Raw genomic sequence first — 21,048 nt, forward strand, 5'->3', positions numbered from 1 at the left:
CGGCGGTGCGTGGCTTCGGCCCCATGCTCCTCTGGGCGTCGCTGAGCCTCGCCGCGGCGCCTGCCGCGGCCCAGGCGCAGGCGCGGCCGACGCCCGAGCAGGTGACGGAGGCGGAGAACTACTTCAACGCCGGCGCGCAGGCGTACGAGGCGGGCCAGTACCAGGTCGCCGCGGAGGCGTTCCTCGAGGCGCACGAGCGCGTGCCGAGCCCGTCGCTCCTGTTCTCGGCGGCGCAGGCCTTCCGGCGTCAGTACCTCACGGAGCCGTCGCCGGACGCGCTGCGCCGCGCGATCGCCCTCTACCGCGAGTACCTGCGCCAGGATCCGAAGGCGGCGCGCCGCGAGGAGGCGGTCACTGCCCTCGGGTCGCTCGTGCCGCTGGAGGCGCGGCTCGCCGGCGAGGGTGCGGAGGCGGCGGGCGGCGAGGGCGCGACCGCGCAGGGCGGCGGCGCCGCGGCGGCCGCGAGGCCGGCGGCGGGCGGGACGCGGCTCTTGCTGTCGTCACCTGCCGAGGGGGCGCGGGTGTCGGTGGACGGCCAGCCGTTCGTCGCGGCGCCGCTCGTGGCGCCGGTCGCTCCTGGCCCGCACCGCGTGCGCGTGCAGGCGACCGGGCATTTCGAAGAAGAGCTCACGGTCGTCGCGGTGGCCGGCGAGCTGATGCCGCGGCACGTCGTGCTGCGCGTGAAGCCTGCGCAGCTGCGCGTGACCGGCACGGGCGGCGCGCGCATCGCGGTCGACGGGCAGGTGAGGGGGACGGTGCCGACGGCCGGCGCGATCGCGATCGAGCCGGGGGTTCATGTGGTCGAGGTCTCGCTGCCGGGATACGAGCCGTTCCGTCGGGAGCTCCGCGTGACGCGCGAGCAGGCGGTCGTGCTCGACGCCGATCTCCGCATGACATCTCGCCGCGTCGCCGCGTGGACGGTCCTCGGCGTCGGCGCGGCGGGCGCCGTCGCGACCGGCGTGCTCGGGGGCCTCGCCCTCGCGAGCCAGAGCGAGGCGGTCGACCTGCGGGACAGGAAGGACGCGGGCTCGCTCACGCCGTCCGAGCGGGATCGCTACAACGCCGCGGTCGATGCGCGCGGCAGTCTCGGTGCGGCGGCGGCCGTCGCCGGCGGGGTGTCGCTTCTGGCCGCCGCCGTGGGCTTCGGGCTCTTCGCCTTCGACGAGCCGAAGGATCTTGGCGCCGCCGCGCCCGCCGCGCCGCCGTCGAGGCACCCCGGGGTTGGAGCGGAGTTCACGGTAGGGTGGCTCTCCGCCGGCTTGCGAGCGCGTTTCTAGAGCGGCGGCCACCCGCTTCGGATACGGGCCCATCTCGACGTTTTCGGTGCTCAGCGCACAGGAGTGCGCTTCCGCGCCGAAAACGCCGAGCTGGACCCGTCTCCTGTGCGGGAGGCCGCCGCTCTGCGTCCCATGTGCCGGAGAGAGGCGGGAATCGCCAGAGAGGGCTGCCCATGTGGGCCTCTCGATGACCTATCGGCTCTGACCCCTCCGTTTTTCATCACGGAACGCGCCTGCTCCGGAGACAGTCACGGGCATGAAGCGCTCGTCGTCGTTCGTGCAGGCTGCTCTCGTCCTCCTCGCGTGCGCCTGCGGTGACGGAGGTGATGCCGAAGGACAAGGCGGCGGAGGTGGCCAGGCGAGCGGAGGCTCGTCCACCGGCACGACGGGCGCCGACGCAGGCCCGTCCGCCAGCTCGACGGGCGCCGGCGCAGGCCCGTCCGCCAGCTCGACGGGCGCCGGCGCAGCAAGCTCGAGCGGCAGCGGCGGCCCTGCGCCGGCGGGCTGCAAGCGCGGCCTCGCGTACGGCTATCACTCGAAGGCCGACATGGAGGCCCTCTCCCCGGCGGTGTCCTGGTGGTACAACTGGACCCATGTGCCGGACGAGGGCGTCCGGCCCGATGATTACAGGACGCTCGGGGTCGAGTACGTACCGATGGTGTGGGGCGGGGACAACCTCGACAGCGCCGCCGCCGGCCGCATCGCCTCCGAGATCCCCGACGGTGCGAGGTTCCTTCTCGGGTTCAACGAGCCGAACTTCGGGGCGCAGGCCGACCTCTCCGCGGCCGAAGCGGCGGCGCTCTGGCCGCACGTCGAAGCGGTGGCCGACGCGCGCGGCCTCGCGCTCGTGTCGCCGGCCGTGAACTTCTGCGGCGGCGATTGCCAGGAGACCGATCCATTCAAGTACCTGGACGACTTCTTCGCCGCGTGCAGCGGATGCCGGGTCGATTACATCGGCATCCACATCTACACCGGCTGCAAGGGAGAAGGCGACAACCAGGCCCAGTGGCTCATCAACCACGTCGAGACGTACAAATCGCGGTTCGACAAGCCCCTCTGGCTCACGGAGTTCGCGTGCGACAGCGCGGGCTCTCTCGCCGAGCAGAAGGAGTTCCTCGTCGACGCGCTGGAGTACCTCGAGAACGAGCCTCGGATCGCGAGATACGCGTGGTTCTCGGGCCGCGCCGACAACGTCCGGCACGCGAGCTTGCTCGGCGACGACGGCGAGCTCAACGAGCTCGGTCAGGCCTACGTCGGCGCGCCGCAGCACGCGTGCGGAGACTCGACGGATAGAGAGTGATCTGACGGGCCGCCTGCGGCCGCCGCGCCGATGGCGCACGCACCGTATCGTGGTCTCACTTGCCGTAGGCCACCCGCCACACCGTGTTGCTCTGGTCGTCGGTCACCAGCAGCGCGCCGTCCTTGGCCACCGCGACGCCTACCGGACGGCCCCACACGTCGCCGGTGCTCGTGACGAAGCCGGTCATGAAGTCTTCGTAATACCCCGCCGCCTTGCCGTCCTTGACCGGGATCCGGATCACCTTGTATCCGGTGCGCCGCGAGCGGTTCCACGAGCCGTGCTCCGCCGCGAAGATGTGTCCTTGGTAGTCGGCCGGGAACTGCTGGCCCGTGTAGAAGCAGAGGTCGAGGGAGGCCGAGTGCGACTGGATCAGCACGTCCGGCACGATGACCTTGTCCCGCAGCTCGGGGTGCTTACCCTCGTGGCGCGGATCCTGGTGCGCGCCGAGGTAGTACCAGGGCCAGCCGTAGAAGCCGCCCTCTTGCACGCGCGTCACGTAATCGGGAACCAGGTTGTCGCCCAGCTCGTCTCGCTCGTTCACGCTGGTCCAGAGCGCGCCCGTCGCCGGCTCGACGGCCAGGCCGACCGGGTTGCGGATGCCTGACGCATAGAGCACCTCGTTCCTGCCGTCGGGCGTGAAGCTCAGGATGCACGCGCGGCGGATCTCCTGGTCGTCGTCGTCGACGTTGGAGCGGGAGCCCACGGACACGAACATCCGCTGGTTGTCCTTGCTGAAGACGATGTCGCGGGTCCAGTGGCCGCCGCCGCCCACGGCCTCCCTGCCCGACGGGATGTTTGTGACCAGCGCCTCGGCCGGGCCGCTGGCCCTGGTGTCACCTGTCGTGTAAGGGAACCGCACCACGCTGTCGGTGTTCGCGATGTAGACGTGCGTCGGCGCGTCGGTGCCGGCAGGATAGAAGGCGATGCCGAAGGGACGGTTGAGGTCCTCGGCATAGACGCTGCGGAGGTCGGCCTTGCCATCGCCGTCCGTGTCCCGGAGCACCTGCACCCTGTCCGCCGCGCTCTCGGCCACGAACACGTCGCCGTTCGGCGCCACCTGCACCACCCGCGGCTTCTCCAGACCCGTGGCGAGCTCGACAACGGTGAACCCCGACGGGACTTTAGGGAAACCACCGGCTGGACGATCTGCCTTGCGCGGACTGTTGTTCACCGACTCGTCTTCGTTGGGGGCGGGGAGGTCGGCGACGGTGATCTTGCGCTTCACGCCCGGCGCGTCGGTCGTCCAGTCGCCCAGCGCATCGGCGCCGGTGAGGATCCTGTCGGTGGGCGCTGGCTGCGGTGTGACCTCGGCGCGCTTGGGCGAGCAGGAGGCCAGCGCGCCCGCGCCGATCAGGAGCACCTGAGCCACCCCACGCCGGGCCCACCGACGGCCAGAATCTCGGTTGTCCATGGACTCTGGTTGCCATTCGGCTGCTCCTCTGTCCACCGCTCCTTTGAACCGACGAGCCCGCGGATCCTCGCCTCTCGCCACGAGCAGACGCGGGAGCGCTCCTCCGTCCAGCCCTGGCTGCCGCCCCTCGGCCGGCTACCAGTCCGCCTCGATCACCCCGCCGGTGTACTGCGTGCTCGTGGGCGTGTACTGGTGCACCTCGAACTTGTTGCCGTCGGGGTCCGCGAGCCAGATCTGGTACGTGTTGTCGCAGCCGAGCTTCTTCTCGGTGAACGGGACGCCGCGGCTCTTCAGCGTCGCCATCACGGCGTCCATGTCGTCGGTCTCGAGGCAGAAGTGGGCGATACCCGTATTGACCACCTCGCCGAGGTTCCGGTCCTCGAACATCTCCACGTAGTTGCCGTCGGCGATCTCGAGGTAAGCGCCGAACGGCGCGCCCTCGCGGGTGAAGCGGAACTTGGTGGTGAACCCGAGCTTGCTATAGAAGTCGACCGAGCGCTGCAGATCCCTCACATTGAGACAGACGTGCGCGATGCGTTTGAACATGGGCGAGATCCTCCGCGAGGCGCCGAGAAGGAGAAGAGGAGAGGGGACCGGCGCGCGCGGCCGAGGATACCCCACCCGTAACCCGCGGCGCGACGGCGGCCTTTCGCCGATCCCGGGCCGCGTCAGCGCAGCCCGAGCCGCTTCGCGAGGTGGTGCAGGTTGCTGCGGTGCATCCCGAGCGATCGCGCCGCGGCGGCCCAGTTGCCGTCGTGCTGCGCCACGGCCCGCTCGATGAGCCCGCGCTGGAAGGCGTCGACCTGCTCGCCCAGCGGCGCCGCCTCGGAGGTCGCCGCCTCCTTCGCGCCCTCCTCGCCGCGCCGCGCGGGCGCCGCCGCGGCGAGGCTTGCGCCGAGGAGCCCCGCGCCGAGGTGGTCCGGCTCGACGACCACCGGAGCCCCTCGCGGCACGCCCCGCGACGCCTGCAGCACCATCCGGAACACCGTGTTCTCCAGCTCGCGCACGTTCCCCGGCCAGGCGCCGCTCGCGAGCAGCTCTCGCGCCGCCTTCGTCAGCCGCACCGGACCGACGCCGAGCCGCGCGCGCGCCTCGTCGCAGAAGTGGCCTGCGAGCAGCGCGATATCGCTCCTCCGCTCGCGCAGCGGCGGCACCGCCAGGCGATAGACGTTGAGCCGGTGGAACAGGTCGGCCCGGAAGCGCCCCTCGGCCACCTCCCGCTCGATATCGCGGTTCGTGGCCGCCACGATGCGCACGTCGACGCGCAGCGACCGGTCGGCGCCGACCCGCTGCACCTCGCCCTCCTGGAGCGCCCGCAGCAGCTTCGGCTGGATCGACAGCGGCAGCTCGCCGATCTCGTCGAGGAACAGCGTGCCCTTGTCCGCCACCTCGAGCTTGCCCGGCCGGCTCTGCTCCGCCCCGGTGAACGCGCCGCGCACGTGCCCGAACAGCTCGCTCTCCGCCACCGACTCCGGCAGCGCGGCGCAGTTCACGTGGAGCAGCGGCTCGCCCCGCCGCCTCGACGCCGCGTGGACGGCGCGCGCCGCGAGCTCCTTGCCCACGCCCGTCTCGCCCGTGATCAGCACCGTGAGATCCGACGGCCCCACGAGCGCGATCTCGTCGCGCAGCCGCTGCATCGCCGCGCTCGTCCCGAGCAGGCTCGCGCCCCGCTCCCGCTCCGCCGCCCGCCGGAGATCGTCGGCGACGAGGCCGAGCCGCTCCGCGCTGTGCTCGAGCGCGTCGATGAGCTGGCTCGTGCGCACCGCCGCGCCGGCCAGCGCGCCCAGCCAGGAGAGCGTCGCCTCGTCGACCCCGTCGAACGCCCGCGGATCGAGCGCGTCGGCCGTCAGGAGCCCGATGAGCGTGCCCTCGACCCGCAGCGGGCAGCCGAGGCACGCGTGGACGTGCGCGAGCGACGAGGCGTCCGACGCGAGCAGCCCGTCGAACGGATCCGGCAGCTCGGTGTCCGGCGGGAAGCGCACCGGCGCCTCGGCGTGGCAGAGGATGTCGAGCCGCGGGTGCGCCTTCGTGCAAAACGTGCGCCCCAGCGCCTCGGGTGCGAGCCCGTGCGCCGCGAGCGGCACCAGCACGCCGTCGTGGTACCGGAGCAGGCACGCCGCGTCGCACGGCACCACGTGCCGCACCGCCTCGAGCAGGCGCCGGTACCGATCCTCGGCGCCCAGCGAGGTCGTGAGATCGAGCGCGACCGACAGCAGCGCCTCCAGGTTCGGCATGTTGTCGATTTTATAACGACGTTGTGGTTTTGACAACGGATGGATGTTGCGAAAATCGCAACGTTGGCCGGCTGGAACCACGAAACGAAGGGGCGCACGGGAGCGGCACGCCGGCTGCTAGACGGCCGGGTGTCACGACCGGAGCCCCCCGAAGTCGCGCCCCCGAGGCGCGGGCGTGCCGGGGCTCACGCGAACAACGAGGTCGCTATGCATAGCCTACGACGACTCTGGCTGGCGCTCGCCGCCGTCATCACCGCTGGATTCTTGATACTCGGCTTCATGGGCCGCGAGGTGTACCGCAAGGCCCCGCCGATCCCCGACGTCGTGCGGACCCCATCCGGCAGGGTGCTGCTCACGAAGGACGATATCCTTGACGGGCAGCTTGTCTATCAGAGCATCGGCGGACAGCAGGTCGGCAGCGTCTGGGGGCACGGCGCTTACCAGGCGCCGGACTGGTCGGCCGACTGGCTCCATCGCGAGGCCGAGGCGCAGCTCGCCCTGTGGAGCCAGCGAGAGCACGGCGCGCCGTTCTCGGCGCTCCCCGACGAGGCGCAGGCCGCGCTCAGGGCGCGGCTCCAGAAGACGATGCGCCACAACGGATACGACGCGGCGACGGGCGCGCTCACCGTCCCCGAGGATCGCGCGGTGGCGATGGAGGAGACCGCGGCGCACTACCGCGCGCTGTTCGGCGATGACCCGGGCCTCGCCGGCCTGCGCGAGAGTTATGCGCTGCACACGGGCGCCGTCCCCGATCCGGGGCGGCGCGACAAGCTGACGGCGTTCTTCTTCTGGACCTCGTGGGCTACGGCCGCGGAGCGCCCGGGCACCGGCGCGAGCTACACAAACAACTGGCCTCATGAGCCGCTCGTCGGCAACGTGCCCACCAGCGCCAACGTCATCTGGTCGATCGTGAGCGTCGTGCTGCTGCTCGCCGGGATCGGCGCGCTCGTCTGGTACCACGCGTTCCGCCGCAGCGAGGAGCCGGCCGACCCTGCGCCGGAGCGCGATCCGCTCTCCGGGTGGGTGCTCACCCCGTCGATGCGGGCCGTCGGGAAGTACTGCGTCGTCGTTGTCGCGCTGCTCGTGCTCCAGGTCGCGCTCGGCGCGCTGACCGCGCACTACACCGTCGAGGGACACGAGGTCTTCGGGCTGCCGGTCGCGGAGTACCTGCCGTACGCCGTGACGCGCACCTGGCACGTCCAGCTCGGCGTCTTCTGGATCGCGACCGCGTTCCTCGCCGCGGGGCTGTTCCTCGCGCCGGCGGTGGGCGGCCGCGAGCCGAGGGGGCAGCGGCTCGGCGTCAACGTCCTCTTCGGGGCGCTCGTCCTCGTCGTCTTCGGCTCGCTCGCCGGAGAGTGGCTGTCGGTGAAGCAGCGCTTCGCGCTCGAGACCTCGTTCTGGTTCGGACACCAGGGGTACGAGTACGTCGACCTCGGCCGCGCCTTCCAGATAGCGCTCTTCGGCGGGCTCGCGCTCTGGCTCTTCCTGATGCTGCGCGCGCTCTGGCCCGCGCTCTCGCGCCGCGACATGAGCCGGCACATCGTGCTGCTCTTCACCGGCGCCACGGTGGCGATCGGGATGTTCTACGGCGTGGGGCTGTTCTACGGCGCGAAGACGCACCTGTCGGTCATGGAGTACTGGCGCTGGTGGGTCGTTCACCTCTGGGTCGAGGGGTTCATGGAGGTGTTCGCCACCGCGGCGATCGCGTTCCTGTTCACGCGGTTCGGGCTCGTGCGGCCCGACAGCGCGGCGCGGGCCGCGCTCCTGTCCACCTGCATCTTCCTCATCTCGGGCATCCCCGGCACGTTCCACCACCTCTACTTCAGCGGCACGCCGGTCTCGGTGATGGCCGTCGGCGCGAGCTTCAGCGCCCTCGAGGTGGTGCCGCTCGTCCTCGTGGGGATGGAGGCGCACGAGACCTGGCAGATGCAGCACCGGAGCGCGTGGATGCAGGCCTATCGCTGGCCCATCCAGTTCTTCGTCGCCGTCGCGTTCTGGAACTTCGTGGGCGCCGGGGTCTTCGGCTTCCTGATCAACCCGCCGATCGCCCTCTATTACATGCAGGGCCTGAACACGACGCCCGTGCACGCGCACGCCGCCCTCTTCGGCGTCTATGGGCTCCTGTCGCTCGGCCTCGTGCTCGTAATGCTCCGCCGCCTGCGCCCCGACGCGGTCTGGAACGAGGCGCGGCTCCGCGTGGCGTTCTGGGGAATGAACGGCGGACTCGGGCTCATGATCCTCCTGAGCCTCCTGCCGATCGGGCTCGCGCAGGCGTGGGCCAGCGTCGAGCGCGGGCTGTGGTATGCGCGGAGCGCGGAGTTCCTGCAGCAGCCGGTCCTCGAGGCGCTGCGCTGGATGCGGCTCGTCGGAGACAGCCTGTTCATCGTCGGCGTCCTGGCCTTCGTGGGGTTCGTCGCCGGGCTCTTCACCCGGCGGCCGGCGGGCGCCGCCTCCGCGAAGCCCGCGCCGTCCGGCGAGGCGGTGGCGATGGCTGCCCCGGCGAGCCAAGCGCCGGCGGCCTGACGCGCCCGAGGTGCCGCGTCGCGGAATGAACGCGATGAACGCGCTGCGTGCGGCGACCTCGCGAACGACACGCAGCTGCTCCGCCGCCGAGAATGACGCCTCTTGCAAGGCTTCGGCACGTTCTCGGCGGCGACGCCGCTCGGCGGAACAGCACCCCGCGCCGCTGAGAGCGAACAAACTCGGACAATCTGGATTTTATTGACTGCACGATCCGCGGTTGATACAGCCGTACATCGCCTGAGATCTGCAATGACCGCGGCTGGAAGCTCGATCGAGATCGGCTCAACTCCGTCGCTGGACGCACCCAGCCGGCCGCAGACGCTCCTCCACGCGCTGGTGGAGCCAATCAGGAGCATATCGAGCGGCGACCCGAAAATCCGGATCGCGCTCTTGGACGGCGTCGTCGATCTCGCGGATCCGGCGCTCGCGGGCTGCAAGATAGAGCAGCGAAGAGCGAGGGCCGCGCTGCAACCACGCCCGTCGGAGCACGCGACCGCCATCGCGGCCCTGCTCTTCGGGAGATCGGCCGAGCCGCAAGGCGTAGCGCCCGGCTGCACGGGCATTTCGATCCCGGTCTTTTCGGAATCGGAGGCGTTCGGCGCCACGACGTGCAGCGAGGACGACCTTGCGGCCGCCATCGAGGAGGCCGTCGAGCTCGGCGCCCACATCATCAACGTCAGCGCGAGCAGCGCGACGCCGGACGGCCGCCCGAGCCCGGCGCTCGAGCGCGCGCTGAGGCGCTGCGAGAGCGCTGGCATCCTGGTGGTAGCGGCCACGGGGAACCGAGGCCCCGGCGTGCTCTCGCTGCCCGCGGCGTTCGAGACGGTCCTCGCTGTCGGCGCGTCGGGGGCCGACGCCGATACCCCTGCTCCGTTTGCCGGCTGGCGCGCGGAGTTCGGATCGAACGCGGTCCTCGCCCCGATGGGAGGCGCCGCGCAGCGCGTGGGTGGGACCAGCGCGTCTGCGGCGGTGGTATCGGGCGTCGCGGCGCTCCTCCTGAGCGCGCAGATCCAGACCGGCGCCTCGCCCGCGCCGCTGCGCGTCCGGTCCGCGCTTGTCAGCACATCGGGCGGCGGGTGCATCGCGCCGCGCCGCGCGCTCGCCGAGCTCCTGCCGGATGTGCGCGAGGCGGCGCCGGGCGACCGTGAACGTCCTGCGCCTTCGCAGGGGCAGGACGCCAGCGCGAGCGCCGGCCCGAGCGGTGATGCGCCGCGATCGGCGCCCCATCAGGCTCCCCTTCAACTGAAGGCCGGGGCGTTCGGCTCCACCGACGTCGAGACGTTCGCGGGCCGCGTCTATCGCGTGGACGACCTCTGCTACCGACTAAACGACGGCAGCAACGGTGTTCACGTCGCGCCGCTCGACGAGGCGTCGAGCGCGGGAACGAGCTGGGTCGACACCTACGTGAGGTCGCTGGCCGCGCTCGAGCCAGGTGCGCCATTCTACGCGCTCTTGACGTACACGCGACCCGATGAGACGCGCGTCCCGCTGAGCAACCTGCTCGGAACGTACAAGCGCAGGCTGGGCTTCCAGCACGTTGGGGCGTACCTGGGCGACGGGCGCACGACCCACGCCCTGCCGCGGCGTCGATTGCCCTCGTGGGAGAAGAAGGGGAGCTTCTTCACCTGGAACGTCAGCGAGCGCCCGGCGAACGTCCACGTGATCTCGCTGCGGGGCGCTCCCCAGGCGGTGGTGAACCGCAACCTGCAGATCGTGGATCTCCTCCTTGTCGGCAAGCTGGAGGTCCCCGAAGACACCGAGCTGCTCAGCACGCCTGCTTACAGCCTCGCCACCTGCCTTCGCTACTATCGAGATCTCCTGCTCGATCGAGGCCAGCTGCCCGCGACGAACTGCGCGGATCACAAGTTCCTCGTCGTGAACATCGCGCTCAATCTGCCGCACAGCCCTGCGGCCTTCGCCGAGGTGTTCGGCGAGGCCGGAGCGGCGCTGTGGGACGCCTTCTTGCGGTCCTTCGAGCGAGCCGGCGGGAAGGCGTTCGAGGAGCGAGACGGCACCGCCTTCGTTCCGCTCTGGCAGCTGGACGGGCTCACGGCGGCGGACGTGCGCGCCGCGATCGACGCGACGCCGACGCTCGAAGGTGAGGACGGCCTCCACAAGGCGACCCGCGACGCGCTCGCGTGGCCTCCGGAGACGTTGGCCGATGTGATCGCGTCCCTGTTCGACACGTACCTGCCGTTCGACAGATGTTCCGGGGTCACGAGCGCCGTCATGCTGGCGACGCTGCAGCCGCTGATGGCCGACGTGCTGGGGCTGGAGGCCGTCGCCATCGAGGCGCTCTTGCGGCCGATCTACCTGGCGTACCTGGAGGCGGACGCGCGCCGATCCGGCTCCGTCGCCTCCGTCTGGCGCGCCGCTGCCCTCGCCGAGCTCGAGAGCGAGGGGATTGGGCTAAAGCGGCTTGAGGACGCCGAGGAGGCGAGCGGACGCCTCCGCGCGTACGTGGCGGAGGTCGCCGCCTCGCTCGCCCCGTCGCCGAGCTCCGATCGTGACGTCGCGGCCTGGCTCGCGCGCGCGCTCGACGAGCGCTGGGCGCACGTGCGGGGGGCGGCGTGCAAACACCAGGGCGGAGCGGGGTACTTTCACACGCCGGGCGCCGCGTTCCGTGTCGCGGCCGGGAAATACCCGTCCAGCGACAACGTCGTCGTCCGCACGGTGTGCACCGTGATGGACGCAGGCGAAATAAGACCCGACGGCTCCTATCACCTCGAGCGCAAGCATCCATCAGGCACGACACCGGCGACGGAGAACAGCATGAGTCAAACGAGCGCGAACAATTCGTCATCATCAGGCGCGGCACCCGCCGCTCCCCCGGCTGCCGAGGCGAGCGACGCGTCAGCCAAGAAGTCGAGCTGTGGCTGCAAGACCGCGGAGCAGGCCGAGCCCTCGCCCCTGGTCTATGCTCTCGGCCAGCTCGGCTGCGATGTGGTGTCCTCCGGGCGCCATAGCTCCCTCAGCCAGATCGCGCCGGGAGCGCTCGAATCACCCGAGAAGCTGATCGAGCTCCTGGAACGGAGCCCGTGGATCGCGGCCTCGCTCCAGTGGGTCCTCGTGGTGGAGGGGACCCCCGTGTACGTCATCGCGCCTGAAGGGCCGTTCGCCCGGGACGCCTATGACGTGCTCCGCGAGTGCTGGAAGGAGCAGGTGCAGAGTGGCACCGAGCGCGTCTCGATCCCTGGATACATCACGGGATCGCAGCGGCTGAGGGCCGGCTACTCCGTGCCGACCATCAACCCCGAGATCCGCGGCATCTACAACTGGACGACAAAGGCGCTCGTACAGAAGATCGTGGCCAAGAAGGAAGCCGCCACGACCGGGCTCGTCGGGGACGTCGCGCAGTTCCGGGACCCGGGGGTCTCGACAGAGCGGATCGCGCACGGGATCACGCAGTTTCTGGAGCGAGTGTACTTCGAGCTGCGCAACCCCGGCCGATCGTCGCAAGAGCGCGCCATCAATTTCGCCGCGACAAACGCCTTTCAGCTCGAGCACGTCTACGAGGCGGCGCTCGGCGCCGACATGGAGCTCGATCTGATCGAGGTCGAACAGAACCCGCTCGCGCGCGCCGGCAGCGATTGCTGGGACGTGAAGCTCACGTTCTTCTCGCCCTCGAAGGACAGCGCTCGCCGCCTCTTCAGGTTCACGGTAGATGTGAGCGACGTCGTGCCAGCGCGGATCGGAGAGGTCCGATCGTGGACCATCCGCTGATCGCGCGCGCCTACCCGAACCGAAGGACTTTTTCCTCCTCGCCCATGGTTGCAGATCGTCGAACGAGTCGATAGCTCAGAAAGGAACACGTCATGCGCCTACCCGAGTCACCTTCATATGCGCCGTCGTCTTCACGCTTCATGGGATCGAGCCCGCCTGACGCAGACACGCTGCGGCGGATGCACGGCGTGACCCCGGCCGATCGGGGGACTCCTGCGACGCCGAACGGGTGTTACTTGATCGGGACGTCGTGCACCGCCTTCGTGCAGACGTGTCACTACAAGTGCAGCACCGGCTGCATCACCCAGGGCTGCGGCTGGTGCGTCGGGTTCTGGGGCGCTCCGCCGTGCATCTGACGGCCTCCTGAGCTCGCCATCGCGCGCGCAGATCGCCCTGAGGATCCGCATTGCGGAGCACGCCACGACGCCTGCGTCAGCTCACGCCGGCCACCCGAACGCGCCTCGACGGATGTGTTCTTGAATACAACTGCGCGCGCCCCTTGACTTCTCGAGCGGGAACCGATCGGGGCGCCTTGCTTCGAGGGTACCGCGATGGTTCAATCGCGGCGCCCATGAAGCGCGTGATCTTGTGGATCGGGGTGTTCGGCGTACTCGGTTGCCGGCCGTCGCGGCACGCTCCGCCCGAGTTCTTGCCTGGGGTGGCGGGGATCCAGACCAAGTCGCCCAACACCTCGAGCAACGATTACGCTGGCGCGGCGGCGACGCTCGCCGGCGCGGTCACGTCGACGGCCGTCAATCGCGAGGCCTTTGGTACCTGCTACGCCAGCTGCCCGACCGGCATGGCGTGCAACGCCGCGACGGGGATGTGCGAGGCGCTGCCGTGCGGGGGCAAGTGTCCGGCCGACTATCGCTGCAAGCTGGTGGAGGGAAGAGAGACCTGCGTCCGGGAGCCGCCGGATCGGATGACCCCGTCGCCCGCGGCAGAGCCCGAAGGAGAGGCGCCGCCGCAGGCGAAGCCCGAGCGCGCGGGGGAATAGGACGGCGTCGAGCCCCAATCGCGGGACCTGCCCCGGGTCGATGGACCATTCTTCCCTGCGAGGCGTGACGCCCGCTATCGCGCGTGCTTTGAATGATGGTGATGCGCCGGGAGCGGGCTGAGCTGCGTCGTGTCGACGGTGAGCGAGACGACGAGCGAGAAGAAGCGGCGGCGCGTCTGAAAGCTCGGGCTCAGGTCGGGGAGGAGGGCGCCGATCCGCCTTGCGCCGGCGTCGTGGACGACGCGCTTGGCCATATCGATGGCCTCGATGTGGGTTGGATGGAGGTCGCCCCCGGAGAGCTTTTGGATGAGGCCCGCGTACTCGCCCACGAGCGGCGCGATGTCCGGCCGCGCGAGGACGATGGCGTCCTCCGAGCGGGAGCTTCCTGTGAAGGCGAAGTGGAGGTGTCTGTCGTCGCAGCCGGCGATGAGGGTGCAGGGCTCGCGCGAGGGCCAGGGCGGCTCGCCGGAGACGATATCGGCCGTGATCGTGAGCCACTCCTGCCTTCGGAGCGGCGACGAGCTGAACCAGAGGCGCTCTTCGATTCGGATGGTATGGACGGGCATACGGGCTGGGCTCATTGTAGCGCCCCACCTCACGGTTGTAACGGCTTCATGGCCGGCCACCGCAGGGGATCGCAAAACTCCACAATATAAGCATTCTCCACGTTCGGTCAGGGACGCGATCTCCATCGGAGCTGCCGAACGCCCTGCACGATTCCGCAGAACCTCTGGACGCGCTCGGCGACGGCATGGCAAGGGATGGGCGTGGCTCGGATGTTCCGCTCTTGCAGTTTTTCCGGGAAACGCACAGAGTGGCGGGATGATGAAGCTCTCGTGCCTTGTGGCGGTCGCCACCTTGCTCGCGGCGCCGCTGCTCGCCGCTCCAGCGCGCGCGGACATCGCGCCGCCCGACGGCTGCAACACGCCGGGGTCGAGCTGTAACAACGCAGGTCCCGAGGCCAACCAGCCTGGCACCTGCACGACGCAGAAGTGCCAGCGAGCGCTGCCGGACGCGGACGGCGGCATCACCACGGTCGAATACGACTGCAATCGGTGCGCTCCCTCGGGAGGGGCCGCGACGTCGACCACGGGCGCAGGCGCGACGTCGACCACGGGCGCAGGCGCGACGTCGGCCGGCAGCGCGGATGCGGACAAGGCGTCGTCGGACGACGGCGGCTGCGCCATGAGCAGCGCCGCCTCGGGCGGCGCGATGGCCGGGCTGATGCTGCTCTGCGGCGCCGCGGCGCTCGTGGCCGCCCGCCGGCGCCGCTGAGCCGAGCCTCGGCCGTGCGTGCGCTCGGTCCTCGGCCTGCGAGCGTGGCCCGCCTGATCGAGCGCGGCATCGCGCCGCTCGACGGCGCGCGACGGCGCCTCTTCGGCCTGCTCCGCCGGAGCGAGCTCGCGATCGCGATCGTGGCGCGCCCCGATCGCAGGATAGCCGCCCTCGCCGCGGCGAACGCGCTCGGCGCCTTCGCCATGGCGGTCTTTGCGCCCACCGCGCTGCTCGTGCTCGGGCCCGTCCTGCTCGGCGTCCTGCACGTCGCGGCCGACGTGCGCTACCTCGTGCTGCGGCGCGGGCTGCCGTCGTGGTGGCGCGGCCTCGTCTGGACGGCCTGCGCCGCGCTCGTGGCGGTGCGGGGCGCCCAGGAGCTGTTCGGCTCGGCCGCGGCGCTGCTCCGCGCCGAGCACACATTGCTCGCCGCCTGGCTCGGCGCCGCGGTCGTCGCCGGCGCGCTCGCGTCGCGCGCGTGGCGGCGCGTCGCGCTCGCCGCCGCCGCCGTCGTGGCGCTGTCCGCGGTGGCGCTCGCTGCTCCGCGCGGCTTCCGGCTCGTCCTTGCGCATACGCACAACCTGGTCGCGCTCGCGTTATGGCTCATGCTCTTCCGCCGCGGGGTGCGGGCGGTCGCCTGGCCGCTCGGGCTCGTGCTGGCCGGGACCGCGCTCCTCGCGAGCGGGGCGATGACCTCGCTCACGCTGCGCGCCGGGTGGCTGGACGCCTTCGGGCTGCACCTCTTCCTGGCGAGCGACTGGCTCGCTCCCGGGCTGCCGACCCGCTCCGCGGTGGCGCTCACCGCATGTTATGCGTTCCTGCAGTCCGTGCATTACGCGATCTGGCTGCTGCTCATCCCTCAGGAAGATCACCCTGGCCAGCGGACAACCACCTTCCGCATGTCCGCGCGCTCGCTCCGGCGCGACTTCGGGGACGCAGGGCTCGCCGCCGTGGCCGTCCTGGCCGTCCTGGTGCTGCTCGGCGCCCTGCACAGCGCGCTCGGCACGCGCAACGTGGTGCTCTCGCTCGCCTCCTTCCACGGGTACCTGGAGCTCGCGTTGCTCGCCTACTTCTATGTCCGCGGCGACGTCGGCCGGCGCGCCGCGCGAGCGCGCCAGGAGCGGGCCGGGCTCTCGCTCGCGGAGGAGCGCGGCGGGCCCGAGATCGCCGCGCAGCCGGCCGCGCCATGAGCCGCGTCTTCACCGATCCGCTGGTGTCTGCCTGGGCGCGCGCGTTCGCGTGTACGCTGCTCATCGAGCTCGCCGTCGCCTCGCCGCTGCTCGGCGCGGCGGAGCGGTCACGAGGCCGCCGCGCCGCGCTCGTCGCCGTCGCCAACATCGCGAGCCACCCGGCGGTGTGGTTCATCTTTCCCGCGCTCGCGATCGGCGCCACGGCGCGGCTCGCCCTGTCGGAGCTCTGGGCGGTGCTGCTCGAGCTCGGCGTCTACCGGCTCGCGCTGCGCGATCTGCCTACCCTGCGCGCCATCGCGGCCTCGGCGCTCGCGAACGGCGCGTCGCTCGGGCTGGGGCTGCTCTTGCGAGCCACGACCGGCTGGGTGTGAGCCGGTCGCGGAGCGCCGCTCCCGCGCCGGCGGACACCTTGCGAAGAACCTGGAGGAGCGGATCGAGGCCGATGTGCACGGCTCGACTCCGTAGATCGTGTGCGCCCAGCCGGAGGTGGTGAGGGAGCCGAAGCTGGATCGGAAGACCGGAGAGGTCGCGAAGCGAAGACGGGGCGGCGGTCGCAGGGGCGCGCCGCCCGCGGGTGAGGTGGCTCCGGGCGAGCCTACTCCTTCGTCGGCGCGGGCGCGCCGCTCTGGATCCAGCTGCGGAGGGCCGCCAGCTCAGCGCTCGTCACGCTCGGCTTGCCGTCCGCGGCCTGCGGCATGACGCCCGTCTGGCAGGTGGCGCCGGCGGCCGCCCTGCACCCTGCTTGCGCGGCCGTCCCTGCGACCTTGAGGTAGAGCCAGCTCTGGTCCGGATTTCCCGGCACCACCAGCTTGAACTGCCCACCGCCCTTGGACGCCTTGTTGACGAGGCCCGCGACGATGTCCGTGGAGCTGATGTCGCCGCCGAGCGACAGACCTGCTTGCGGACCTGTCGACGGCGCGGCGTGGCAGCCGCTGCACTTGTGGATCGCGCTCTCGAAGATCGGGCGGACCGTGGTGTGGAACACGCCGGACTCCGTGGGCAGGGGCTCTCCCGGCTCATCCGGCTTCAAGTCAGGGTTGATGACCTGAGCGATCGCGTCCATCTCGTAGCACTGGGCCGCTACTGCGTCCTTCAGCTTCTGGTCGGTGGGCGTCAAGCCCTTGGCGACACGGTACTTCTCCCAGACATTGTCGATCCAGCCGTGCAGCTTCCAGAACATGTAATTGTCGATGTTCGTGAACTGATTGCCGAGGCCGTGGTCGGTGTTGTTGGAGCGTACCCACTTGAAGTGGAGATCCCCGTGCAGGCCGCTGGCCTGCACGCTGGCCCCGGGGATGGCTTGACCGGCGAAGCACTGGAGCCACATGCCGAGCGCGCCTTCGTCCGGGAAGCGGCTCAGGTTCTCCGGCTTGTCGATCTCATCGCCAATCTTCGCGTTGGCGAGCGTCGTGGCGCTCCAGGCCCTGAAGTCCGACCTCCACTGCTGGGGCACCTCCTCCGCCGTCGTGGGGAACTTCTTGAAGCCCTCGAACTGCTCCGAGTGCTTCGGCCAGAGCTGCTTCAACGACTGGATCATGTGCCGGTGCATGGCGAGGAACTGGTAGCCGTCGCCCGTGGTCTTGCACTCCTGATCCGACGGGACCGTGACCGCCGAGCTGCAGATATTGACCCGGCTCATGCTCTGCCCGCCACGGCAGCGCCGGATGCTGTGCCACTCGAAGTGGGCGGCTTGCCATTCGTTCTCCTCCATCCAGGAGATGACTTCCGGCTGAACCGTGAGATCGATCTGGCCGTTCTTTGTGTACTCCGTCGGCCCGTCTTTCATGGCCGCGTCGCTGGGATGGGGATCGTACCCGTCCACGCAATGGTCCTTCGGGTGTGTATCGCCCGTGCCCGTCGAGTCGCCGCCACCGGTGACAGCCCCTGTGGACGAGGAGGCCGTGCTGGAGGAGGTGGACGGGTCGCCGCTGCTCGTCGTTGACGGCCCGCTGCCTCCCGTGCCGGCTGTGGTGCTCCCCGTCGTGCTGCTACCGCTGCTGCTGCTGTTGTCCGCGGTCGACTCGTCCCCCGCGCCGCCAGCGCCTCCCCCGTCGTCACCGCTGCAGGCGACACACTGGAGCGCGCTCAGCAAGAACAGCGCACCGAGTGTCATTGGCGATGATGTAGAAAAAATCCCAAGACAGCGTAACTTCGATGATTTTATCATGGTTTAAACGAAGAGATTCCCGCAACGCGCCGGAATGATCACGACGGCTGCCGATTCACGCGGTGCATGAGCCGCTCGCCGTTAGTATGAGGAGCGAGCGCCGCGTCGATGGCGCGTCATATCGAATTTTTCTACTGACACGGAGATTGATCGAGCAATCCGCCTCGGCACCATCGATGTCGGCGCGCGTCATCGGTCGCGAACGACCGCCGCGCGGCGAGCCTTCGCTCGTCGGGGAGCTCAGCGGTCAGCCGAGCCGGAGGGCACCTGCGGTGCCGAACCGTCGGGCGTGGGTTTCTGTCCAGCGCGTACGCTCATGCTAACAACCGCACCGGTCGTCCGAACGCAGACGCGCCGGCCATGGACGACCGGACGCGGCCATGCTCAGGGCCGCGTCGACTCGCGGGCCGGTGATGCATGGAGCGTTGAATGAGGTACATACTGTTCGCTGGATTGCTTGCCTTGCCTCTCCTGGGTTGCGGATCGGATCCTGCTGACGATGATGACGCGGCCGCGACGACGACGAGCACGGGCTCCGGGGGGACGGGAGGTGCGGGCGGGCAATCGCCGGGCTGCGCTCAGACCGCGGCGCCGGACGTCACCGATGTCTCCGGCACGTGGGCGTACCGGGCCGTCGGGTCGCAGCTCACCCAGGCACAGGGGCTCCCGCCGTTCCAGACGCGCATCGTCAGCGTGATGCTCATCACGCAGCAGCAGACTGGAGACGCCATTTCCTTGCAGGGCACGTATTGCGACCATTACACCGAGGACCCGGACGCGATCGTGCACGCCGTCATCCCGGACAGCTTCCGCGAGGCGCTCGCCCCGGTGGCGCGCGAGGGCACGTTTGCGGCGAGCGAAGGGGGACTCCGCTACAAGCTCGGGCCCCTCTACGAGGTGGTCGGCGCCGCGCTCGACGACTCGGCGCAGGACGATCTGCCGGCGGATCCGGCGGACGCCCGCGTCGTCGATCAGGACGAGGATGGACACCCGGGGATGACGGTTCAGCTCCAGGGGCTCATCGACGGGTCGGTGTACGTGGCCGAGCGGGCGCGGACCGAGCTCGACGGCGTGGCGGTCGCGACCGATCGCATCGAGGGGCGACTCGGGTTCGCGTCGGAGCAGAGCGTGCTCGAAACGGATCCTCCGAGCCTCAAGGCGACCATGGTTGGCTCGAGGACGTATCCCGATCCGGAGGAGTGCAACAGCACCTTCGTGATGGTCCGTGTCCCTGACGCCGCGGACTGCGCCTGGATCAAGGAAAGGGCCGACACGCTCTTCCAGTAATGCCCCTCCCGGCGGTCGGGGCGCCCCGCGTGACCCGATCGCCCCCGGGACTCCGGTCAGGAGGACGCCGGCTTCGCTGCGCTGCTCACTCAGGCAGCTGCAGGACGAAGCCGGCGCCGGCCAGCCACCCGCCGCTGGAGAAGCCGGGATAACCCGGGTTGTTCGTCTGCAGCCCACCGGCGCCGTCGATCGGCTCGCCGCTCACGATGTCGACCAGGTTGTCGGGGACCTCATCGAACACGGGGTTCCTGGCGGACGGGCTCTTCGACACCTCCCGCGCTACGAGCAGCTGGCCGTGCAGGAACACTCCCACGCCGAAGTCGGCGCCGAAGAGCGACACCGGCGTCTCGAACGACGCGCTGAGCGCGAGGCGCGGGTTGTCGACGTAGTTGGTCCTGCCCGTCTGGTCCGGCACGGGAGACGGCGTGAAGGCGACGTCGGCGGAGAACCTGCGGCCCCCCAGCGCGACCGCGCCGCCGAGCCCCACGGACAACGTGCTCGACCACGGGTCTGGCGGGGTCTCGGCGTGCCGATCGCGGTACTCCGACCACCGCGTCAGGAGCGCTTGCGCGCCGATCTCCCAGGCGGGCAGCGCCGGGCTCTTCGAGCGCGCGGCGCGCCCGCCCGCTCGATCCTCGCTCGGCGGGCCCATGACCGAGGCCCCGACGCCGACGCGCGTCGGCTGGTGGTCGAGCGTCAAGCGATAGGCCTGGGGGACCGAGCTCTCGCCCTCCGGATAGGGGTAGTTCCAGAAGCGGATCCTGTTCTCGCCGTCGGTGTCCGACGCCGAGGCAAGGTGGAGCGTGGCCGAGAGGCGCAGCCAGGGTGTCGGGCTGGTGGCGAAGGCGAAGTAAGGAGCGAAGACGCTCTCGACCTCCACGTCGGGGTTTATCAGGGCGGTCCGCTGGTCGCTCGCGTCGGGCACGTGGACGGCGGTCCGCGCGCTGGTGCCGATCGTGACGTCGACGCCCGCCCCGACGGATAGCCAGCGGGTGATTCGGCCAGCCATCGATACAGCCAGGCTGGTGACCGACAAGCGATCTCCCAGCATCTCGAACTCCAGCCGATTCGAGAAGTACTGCGCGCGCTCGTCGGGGAAGAAGGCCTGCTGCTCCTGGAAGCTCCTGAGCGGGAGCAGGGCGTAGAAGCCCAGGACGAGGCGGTCCTGGTAGAGCGGCCTCACGAGCCCGAGGGTCGCATACGGGACGATCTCCCGGTCGCGCGTGTCAGCCCGCGGGGTCGCGAGCTTCGACCCCGGCATGGGCCGGTGGGTGAGCCGAGAGGTCGAGCCGTCCGGATTCCGGATCTGGCCGTCGTACACCGACTCGGGCACGTCGACGCCAGGAGGGCGCGGGGCGAGGGTGATGTCGCCGTGCGTGACGAGCACGAAGAAGCCCGCTTGCGTCGTCGCTGCCGCGTACGGCAGGAGCGCCGGGTTGAAGAACGCGGCCTCCGGTCCCCGCGCGAGCGCCCGTGCGTTCAGCCCGTTGGCGCTCGTCGGAGCGCCGGTCAGCTCGAGCGCGCCCGACGCGCGGGCGGCCCCGGCCTGGAGGAGCGAGGCGAACGCCAGCGCGAACGGCGCGGCGACGCAGAATTTGTGCGGCATAGGTGCTCGAGGCGCGGGAGTCTGCCGGAGGGTCGGCTGCGAGGTCAAGCCCTGAGCAGCG

Annotated in this window: 16 protein-coding genes; 10 read left to right on the forward strand and 6 right to left on the reverse strand. The window is 70.4% G+C overall.

Features of this window, described 5'->3' with window-relative positions; translation table 11 throughout:
* Window positions 1–5 precede the first annotated feature (5 nt).
* Entirely contained in the window at window positions 6–1,277 is a 1,272-nt protein-coding gene (locus WME90_RS16920) for a PEGA domain-containing protein (protein WP_437282167.1), read from the forward strand.
* Between the two features lie 256 nt (window positions 1,278–1,533).
* Window positions 1,534–2,577: a glycoside hydrolase family protein gene (locus tag WME90_RS16925; RefSeq protein ID WP_437282168.1), complete on the forward strand. Its 1,044-nt coding sequence runs from the start codon at window positions 1,534–1,536 to the stop codon at window positions 2,575–2,577.
* A 55-nt stretch (window positions 2,578–2,632) separates the two neighbouring features.
* Here WME90_RS16925 and WME90_RS16930 read toward each other — a convergent pair whose 3' ends face one another.
* The 3 genes from WME90_RS16930 to norR form a co-directional block, all read right to left on the reverse strand.
* Window positions 2,633–3,988: a PQQ-dependent sugar dehydrogenase gene (locus WME90_RS16930; RefSeq protein ID WP_437282169.1), complete on the reverse strand. Its 1,356-nt coding sequence runs from the start codon at window positions 3,986–3,988 to the stop codon at window positions 2,633–2,635.
* A 135-nt stretch (window positions 3,989–4,123) separates the two neighbouring features.
* Complete coding sequence (locus tag WME90_RS16935; RefSeq protein WP_437282170.1) at window positions 4,124–4,534, reverse strand: VOC family protein; 411 nt, start codon at window positions 4,532–4,534, stop codon at window positions 4,124–4,126.
* Window positions 4,535–4,656: 122 nt separating this feature from the next.
* Window positions 4,657–6,222, reverse strand: coding sequence for a nitric oxide reductase transcriptional regulator NorR (norR, locus tag WME90_RS16940; RefSeq protein ID WP_437282171.1), 1,566 nt, complete (start codon window positions 6,220–6,222; stop codon window positions 4,657–4,659).
* A 207-nt stretch (window positions 6,223–6,429) separates the two neighbouring features.
* On the opposite strand from norR, the gene WME90_RS16945 reads away from it, so the two are divergent.
* From WME90_RS16945 to WME90_RS16960, 4 genes are all read left to right on the forward strand, one after another.
* Window positions 6,430–8,745: a nitric-oxide reductase large subunit gene (locus WME90_RS16945; RefSeq protein ID WP_437282172.1), complete on the forward strand. Its 2,316-nt coding sequence runs from the start codon at window positions 6,430–6,432 to the stop codon at window positions 8,743–8,745.
* Between the two features lie 249 nt (window positions 8,746–8,994).
* Window positions 8,995–12,468: a S8 family serine peptidase gene (locus tag WME90_RS16950; protein ID WP_437282173.1), complete on the forward strand. Its 3,474-nt coding sequence runs from the start codon at window positions 8,995–8,997 to the stop codon at window positions 12,466–12,468.
* Window positions 12,469–12,560: 92 nt separating this feature from the next.
* Window positions 12,561–12,824 carry a hypothetical protein gene (locus WME90_RS16955; protein ID WP_437282174.1) on the forward strand — a complete coding sequence of 88 codons (264 nt, stop codon included), beginning with the start codon at window positions 12,561–12,563 and terminating at the stop codon, window positions 12,822–12,824.
* Window positions 12,825–13,039: 215 nt separating this feature from the next.
* Window positions 13,040–13,465, forward strand: coding sequence for a hypothetical protein (locus tag WME90_RS16960; protein ID WP_437282175.1), 426 nt, complete (start codon window positions 13,040–13,042; stop codon window positions 13,463–13,465).
* Between the two features lie 74 nt (window positions 13,466–13,539).
* On the opposite strand, the gene WME90_RS16965 is transcribed toward WME90_RS16960, so the two are convergent.
* Complete coding sequence (locus WME90_RS16965; RefSeq protein WP_437282176.1) at window positions 13,540–14,031, reverse strand: UPF0262 family protein; 492 nt, start codon at window positions 14,029–14,031, stop codon at window positions 13,540–13,542.
* 256 nt (window positions 14,032–14,287) lie between these two features.
* Here WME90_RS16965 and WME90_RS16970 point away from each other — a divergent pair, with 256 nt between their 5' ends.
* The 3 genes from WME90_RS16970 to WME90_RS16980 are packed head-to-tail and all read left to right on the forward strand — an operon-like array spanning window position 14,288 to window position 16,298.
* Entirely contained in the window at window positions 14,288–14,740 is a 453-nt protein-coding gene (locus WME90_RS16970; protein ID WP_437282177.1) for a hypothetical protein, read from the forward strand.
* Between the two features lie 44 nt (window positions 14,741–14,784).
* A complete protein-coding gene (locus WME90_RS16975; RefSeq protein WP_437282178.1) occupies window positions 14,785–15,927 on the forward strand; it encodes a hypothetical protein in 1,143 nt (380 codons plus the stop codon).
* Window positions 15,924–16,298: a hypothetical protein gene (locus WME90_RS16980; protein WP_437282179.1), complete on the forward strand. Its 375-nt coding sequence runs from the start codon at window positions 15,924–15,926 to the stop codon at window positions 16,296–16,298. Before WME90_RS16975 ends, WME90_RS16980 begins: the two co-directional genes overlap by 4 nt.
* A 224-nt stretch (window positions 16,299–16,522) precedes the next feature.
* On the opposite strand, the gene WME90_RS16985 is transcribed toward WME90_RS16980, so the two are convergent.
* Window positions 16,523–18,040, reverse strand: a complete 1,518-nt coding sequence (locus WME90_RS16985; RefSeq protein WP_437282180.1) for a hypothetical protein — start codon at window positions 18,038–18,040, stop codon at window positions 16,523–16,525.
* Between the two features lie 483 nt (window positions 18,041–18,523).
* Between WME90_RS16985 and WME90_RS16990 the strand changes: the two genes are divergently transcribed.
* The gene (locus WME90_RS16990) at window positions 18,524–19,381 is read left to right on the forward strand and encodes a hypothetical protein (protein WP_437282181.1); all 858 of its coding nucleotides are present in this window, start codon (window positions 18,524–18,526) and stop codon (window positions 19,379–19,381) included.
* A gap of 85 nt (window positions 19,382–19,466) precedes the next feature.
* Here WME90_RS16990 and WME90_RS16995 read toward each other — a convergent pair whose 3' ends face one another.
* Window positions 19,467–20,987, reverse strand: a complete 1,521-nt coding sequence (locus WME90_RS16995) for a hypothetical protein (protein WP_437282182.1) — start codon at window positions 20,985–20,987, stop codon at window positions 19,467–19,469.
* Between the last annotated feature and the right edge of the window lie 61 nt (window positions 20,988–21,048).

This window comes from Sorangium sp. So ce375, assembly GCF_051473855.1.
Classification (GTDB): Bacteria; Myxococcota_A; Polyangia; order Polyangiales; family Polyangiaceae; genus Sorangium.

What these genes read in the sequence shown, in the direction of transcription:
- WME90_RS16925 (WP_437282168.1), top strand. Translation starts at nt 1,534, where the DNA reads ATGAAGCGCTCGTCGTCGTTCGTGCAGGCTGCTCTCGTCCTCCTCGCG.
- WME90_RS16995 (WP_437282182.1), bottom strand. Translation starts at nt 20,987, where the DNA reads ATGCCGCACAAATTCTGCGTCGCCGCGCCGTTCGCGCTGGCGTTCGCC.
- WME90_RS16970 (WP_437282177.1), top strand. Translation starts at nt 14,288, where the DNA reads ATGATGAAGCTCTCGTGCCTTGTGGCGGTCGCCACCTTGCTCGCGGCG.
- WME90_RS16965 (WP_437282176.1), bottom strand. Translation starts at nt 14,031, where the DNA reads ATGCCCGTCCATACCATCCGAATCGAAGAGCGCCTCTGGTTCAGCTCG.
- WME90_RS16980 (WP_437282179.1), top strand. Translation starts at nt 15,924, where the DNA reads ATGAGCCGCGTCTTCACCGATCCGCTGGTGTCTGCCTGGGCGCGCGCG.
- WME90_RS16955 (WP_437282174.1), top strand. Translation starts at nt 12,561, where the DNA reads ATGCGCCTACCCGAGTCACCTTCATATGCGCCGTCGTCTTCACGCTTC.
- WME90_RS16950 (WP_437282173.1), top strand. Translation starts at nt 8,995, where the DNA reads ATGACCGCGGCTGGAAGCTCGATCGAGATCGGCTCAACTCCGTCGCTG.
- WME90_RS16985 (WP_437282180.1), bottom strand. Translation starts at nt 18,040, where the DNA reads ATGACACTCGGTGCGCTGTTCTTGCTGAGCGCGCTCCAGTGTGTCGCC.
- WME90_RS16960 (WP_437282175.1), top strand. Translation starts at nt 13,040, where the DNA reads ATGAAGCGCGTGATCTTGTGGATCGGGGTGTTCGGCGTACTCGGTTGC.
- norR (WP_437282171.1), bottom strand. Translation starts at nt 6,222, where the DNA reads ATGCCGAACCTGGAGGCGCTGCTGTCGGTCGCGCTCGATCTCACGACC.
- WME90_RS16930 (WP_437282169.1), bottom strand. Translation starts at nt 3,988, where the DNA reads ATGGACAACCGAGATTCTGGCCGTCGGTGGGCCCGGCGTGGGGTGGCT.
- WME90_RS16945 (WP_437282172.1), top strand. Translation starts at nt 6,430, where the DNA reads ATGCATAGCCTACGACGACTCTGGCTGGCGCTCGCCGCCGTCATCACC.
- WME90_RS16935 (WP_437282170.1), bottom strand. Translation starts at nt 4,534, where the DNA reads ATGTTCAAACGCATCGCGCACGTCTGTCTCAATGTGAGGGATCTGCAG.
- WME90_RS16990 (WP_437282181.1), top strand. Translation starts at nt 18,524, where the DNA reads ATGAGGTACATACTGTTCGCTGGATTGCTTGCCTTGCCTCTCCTGGGT.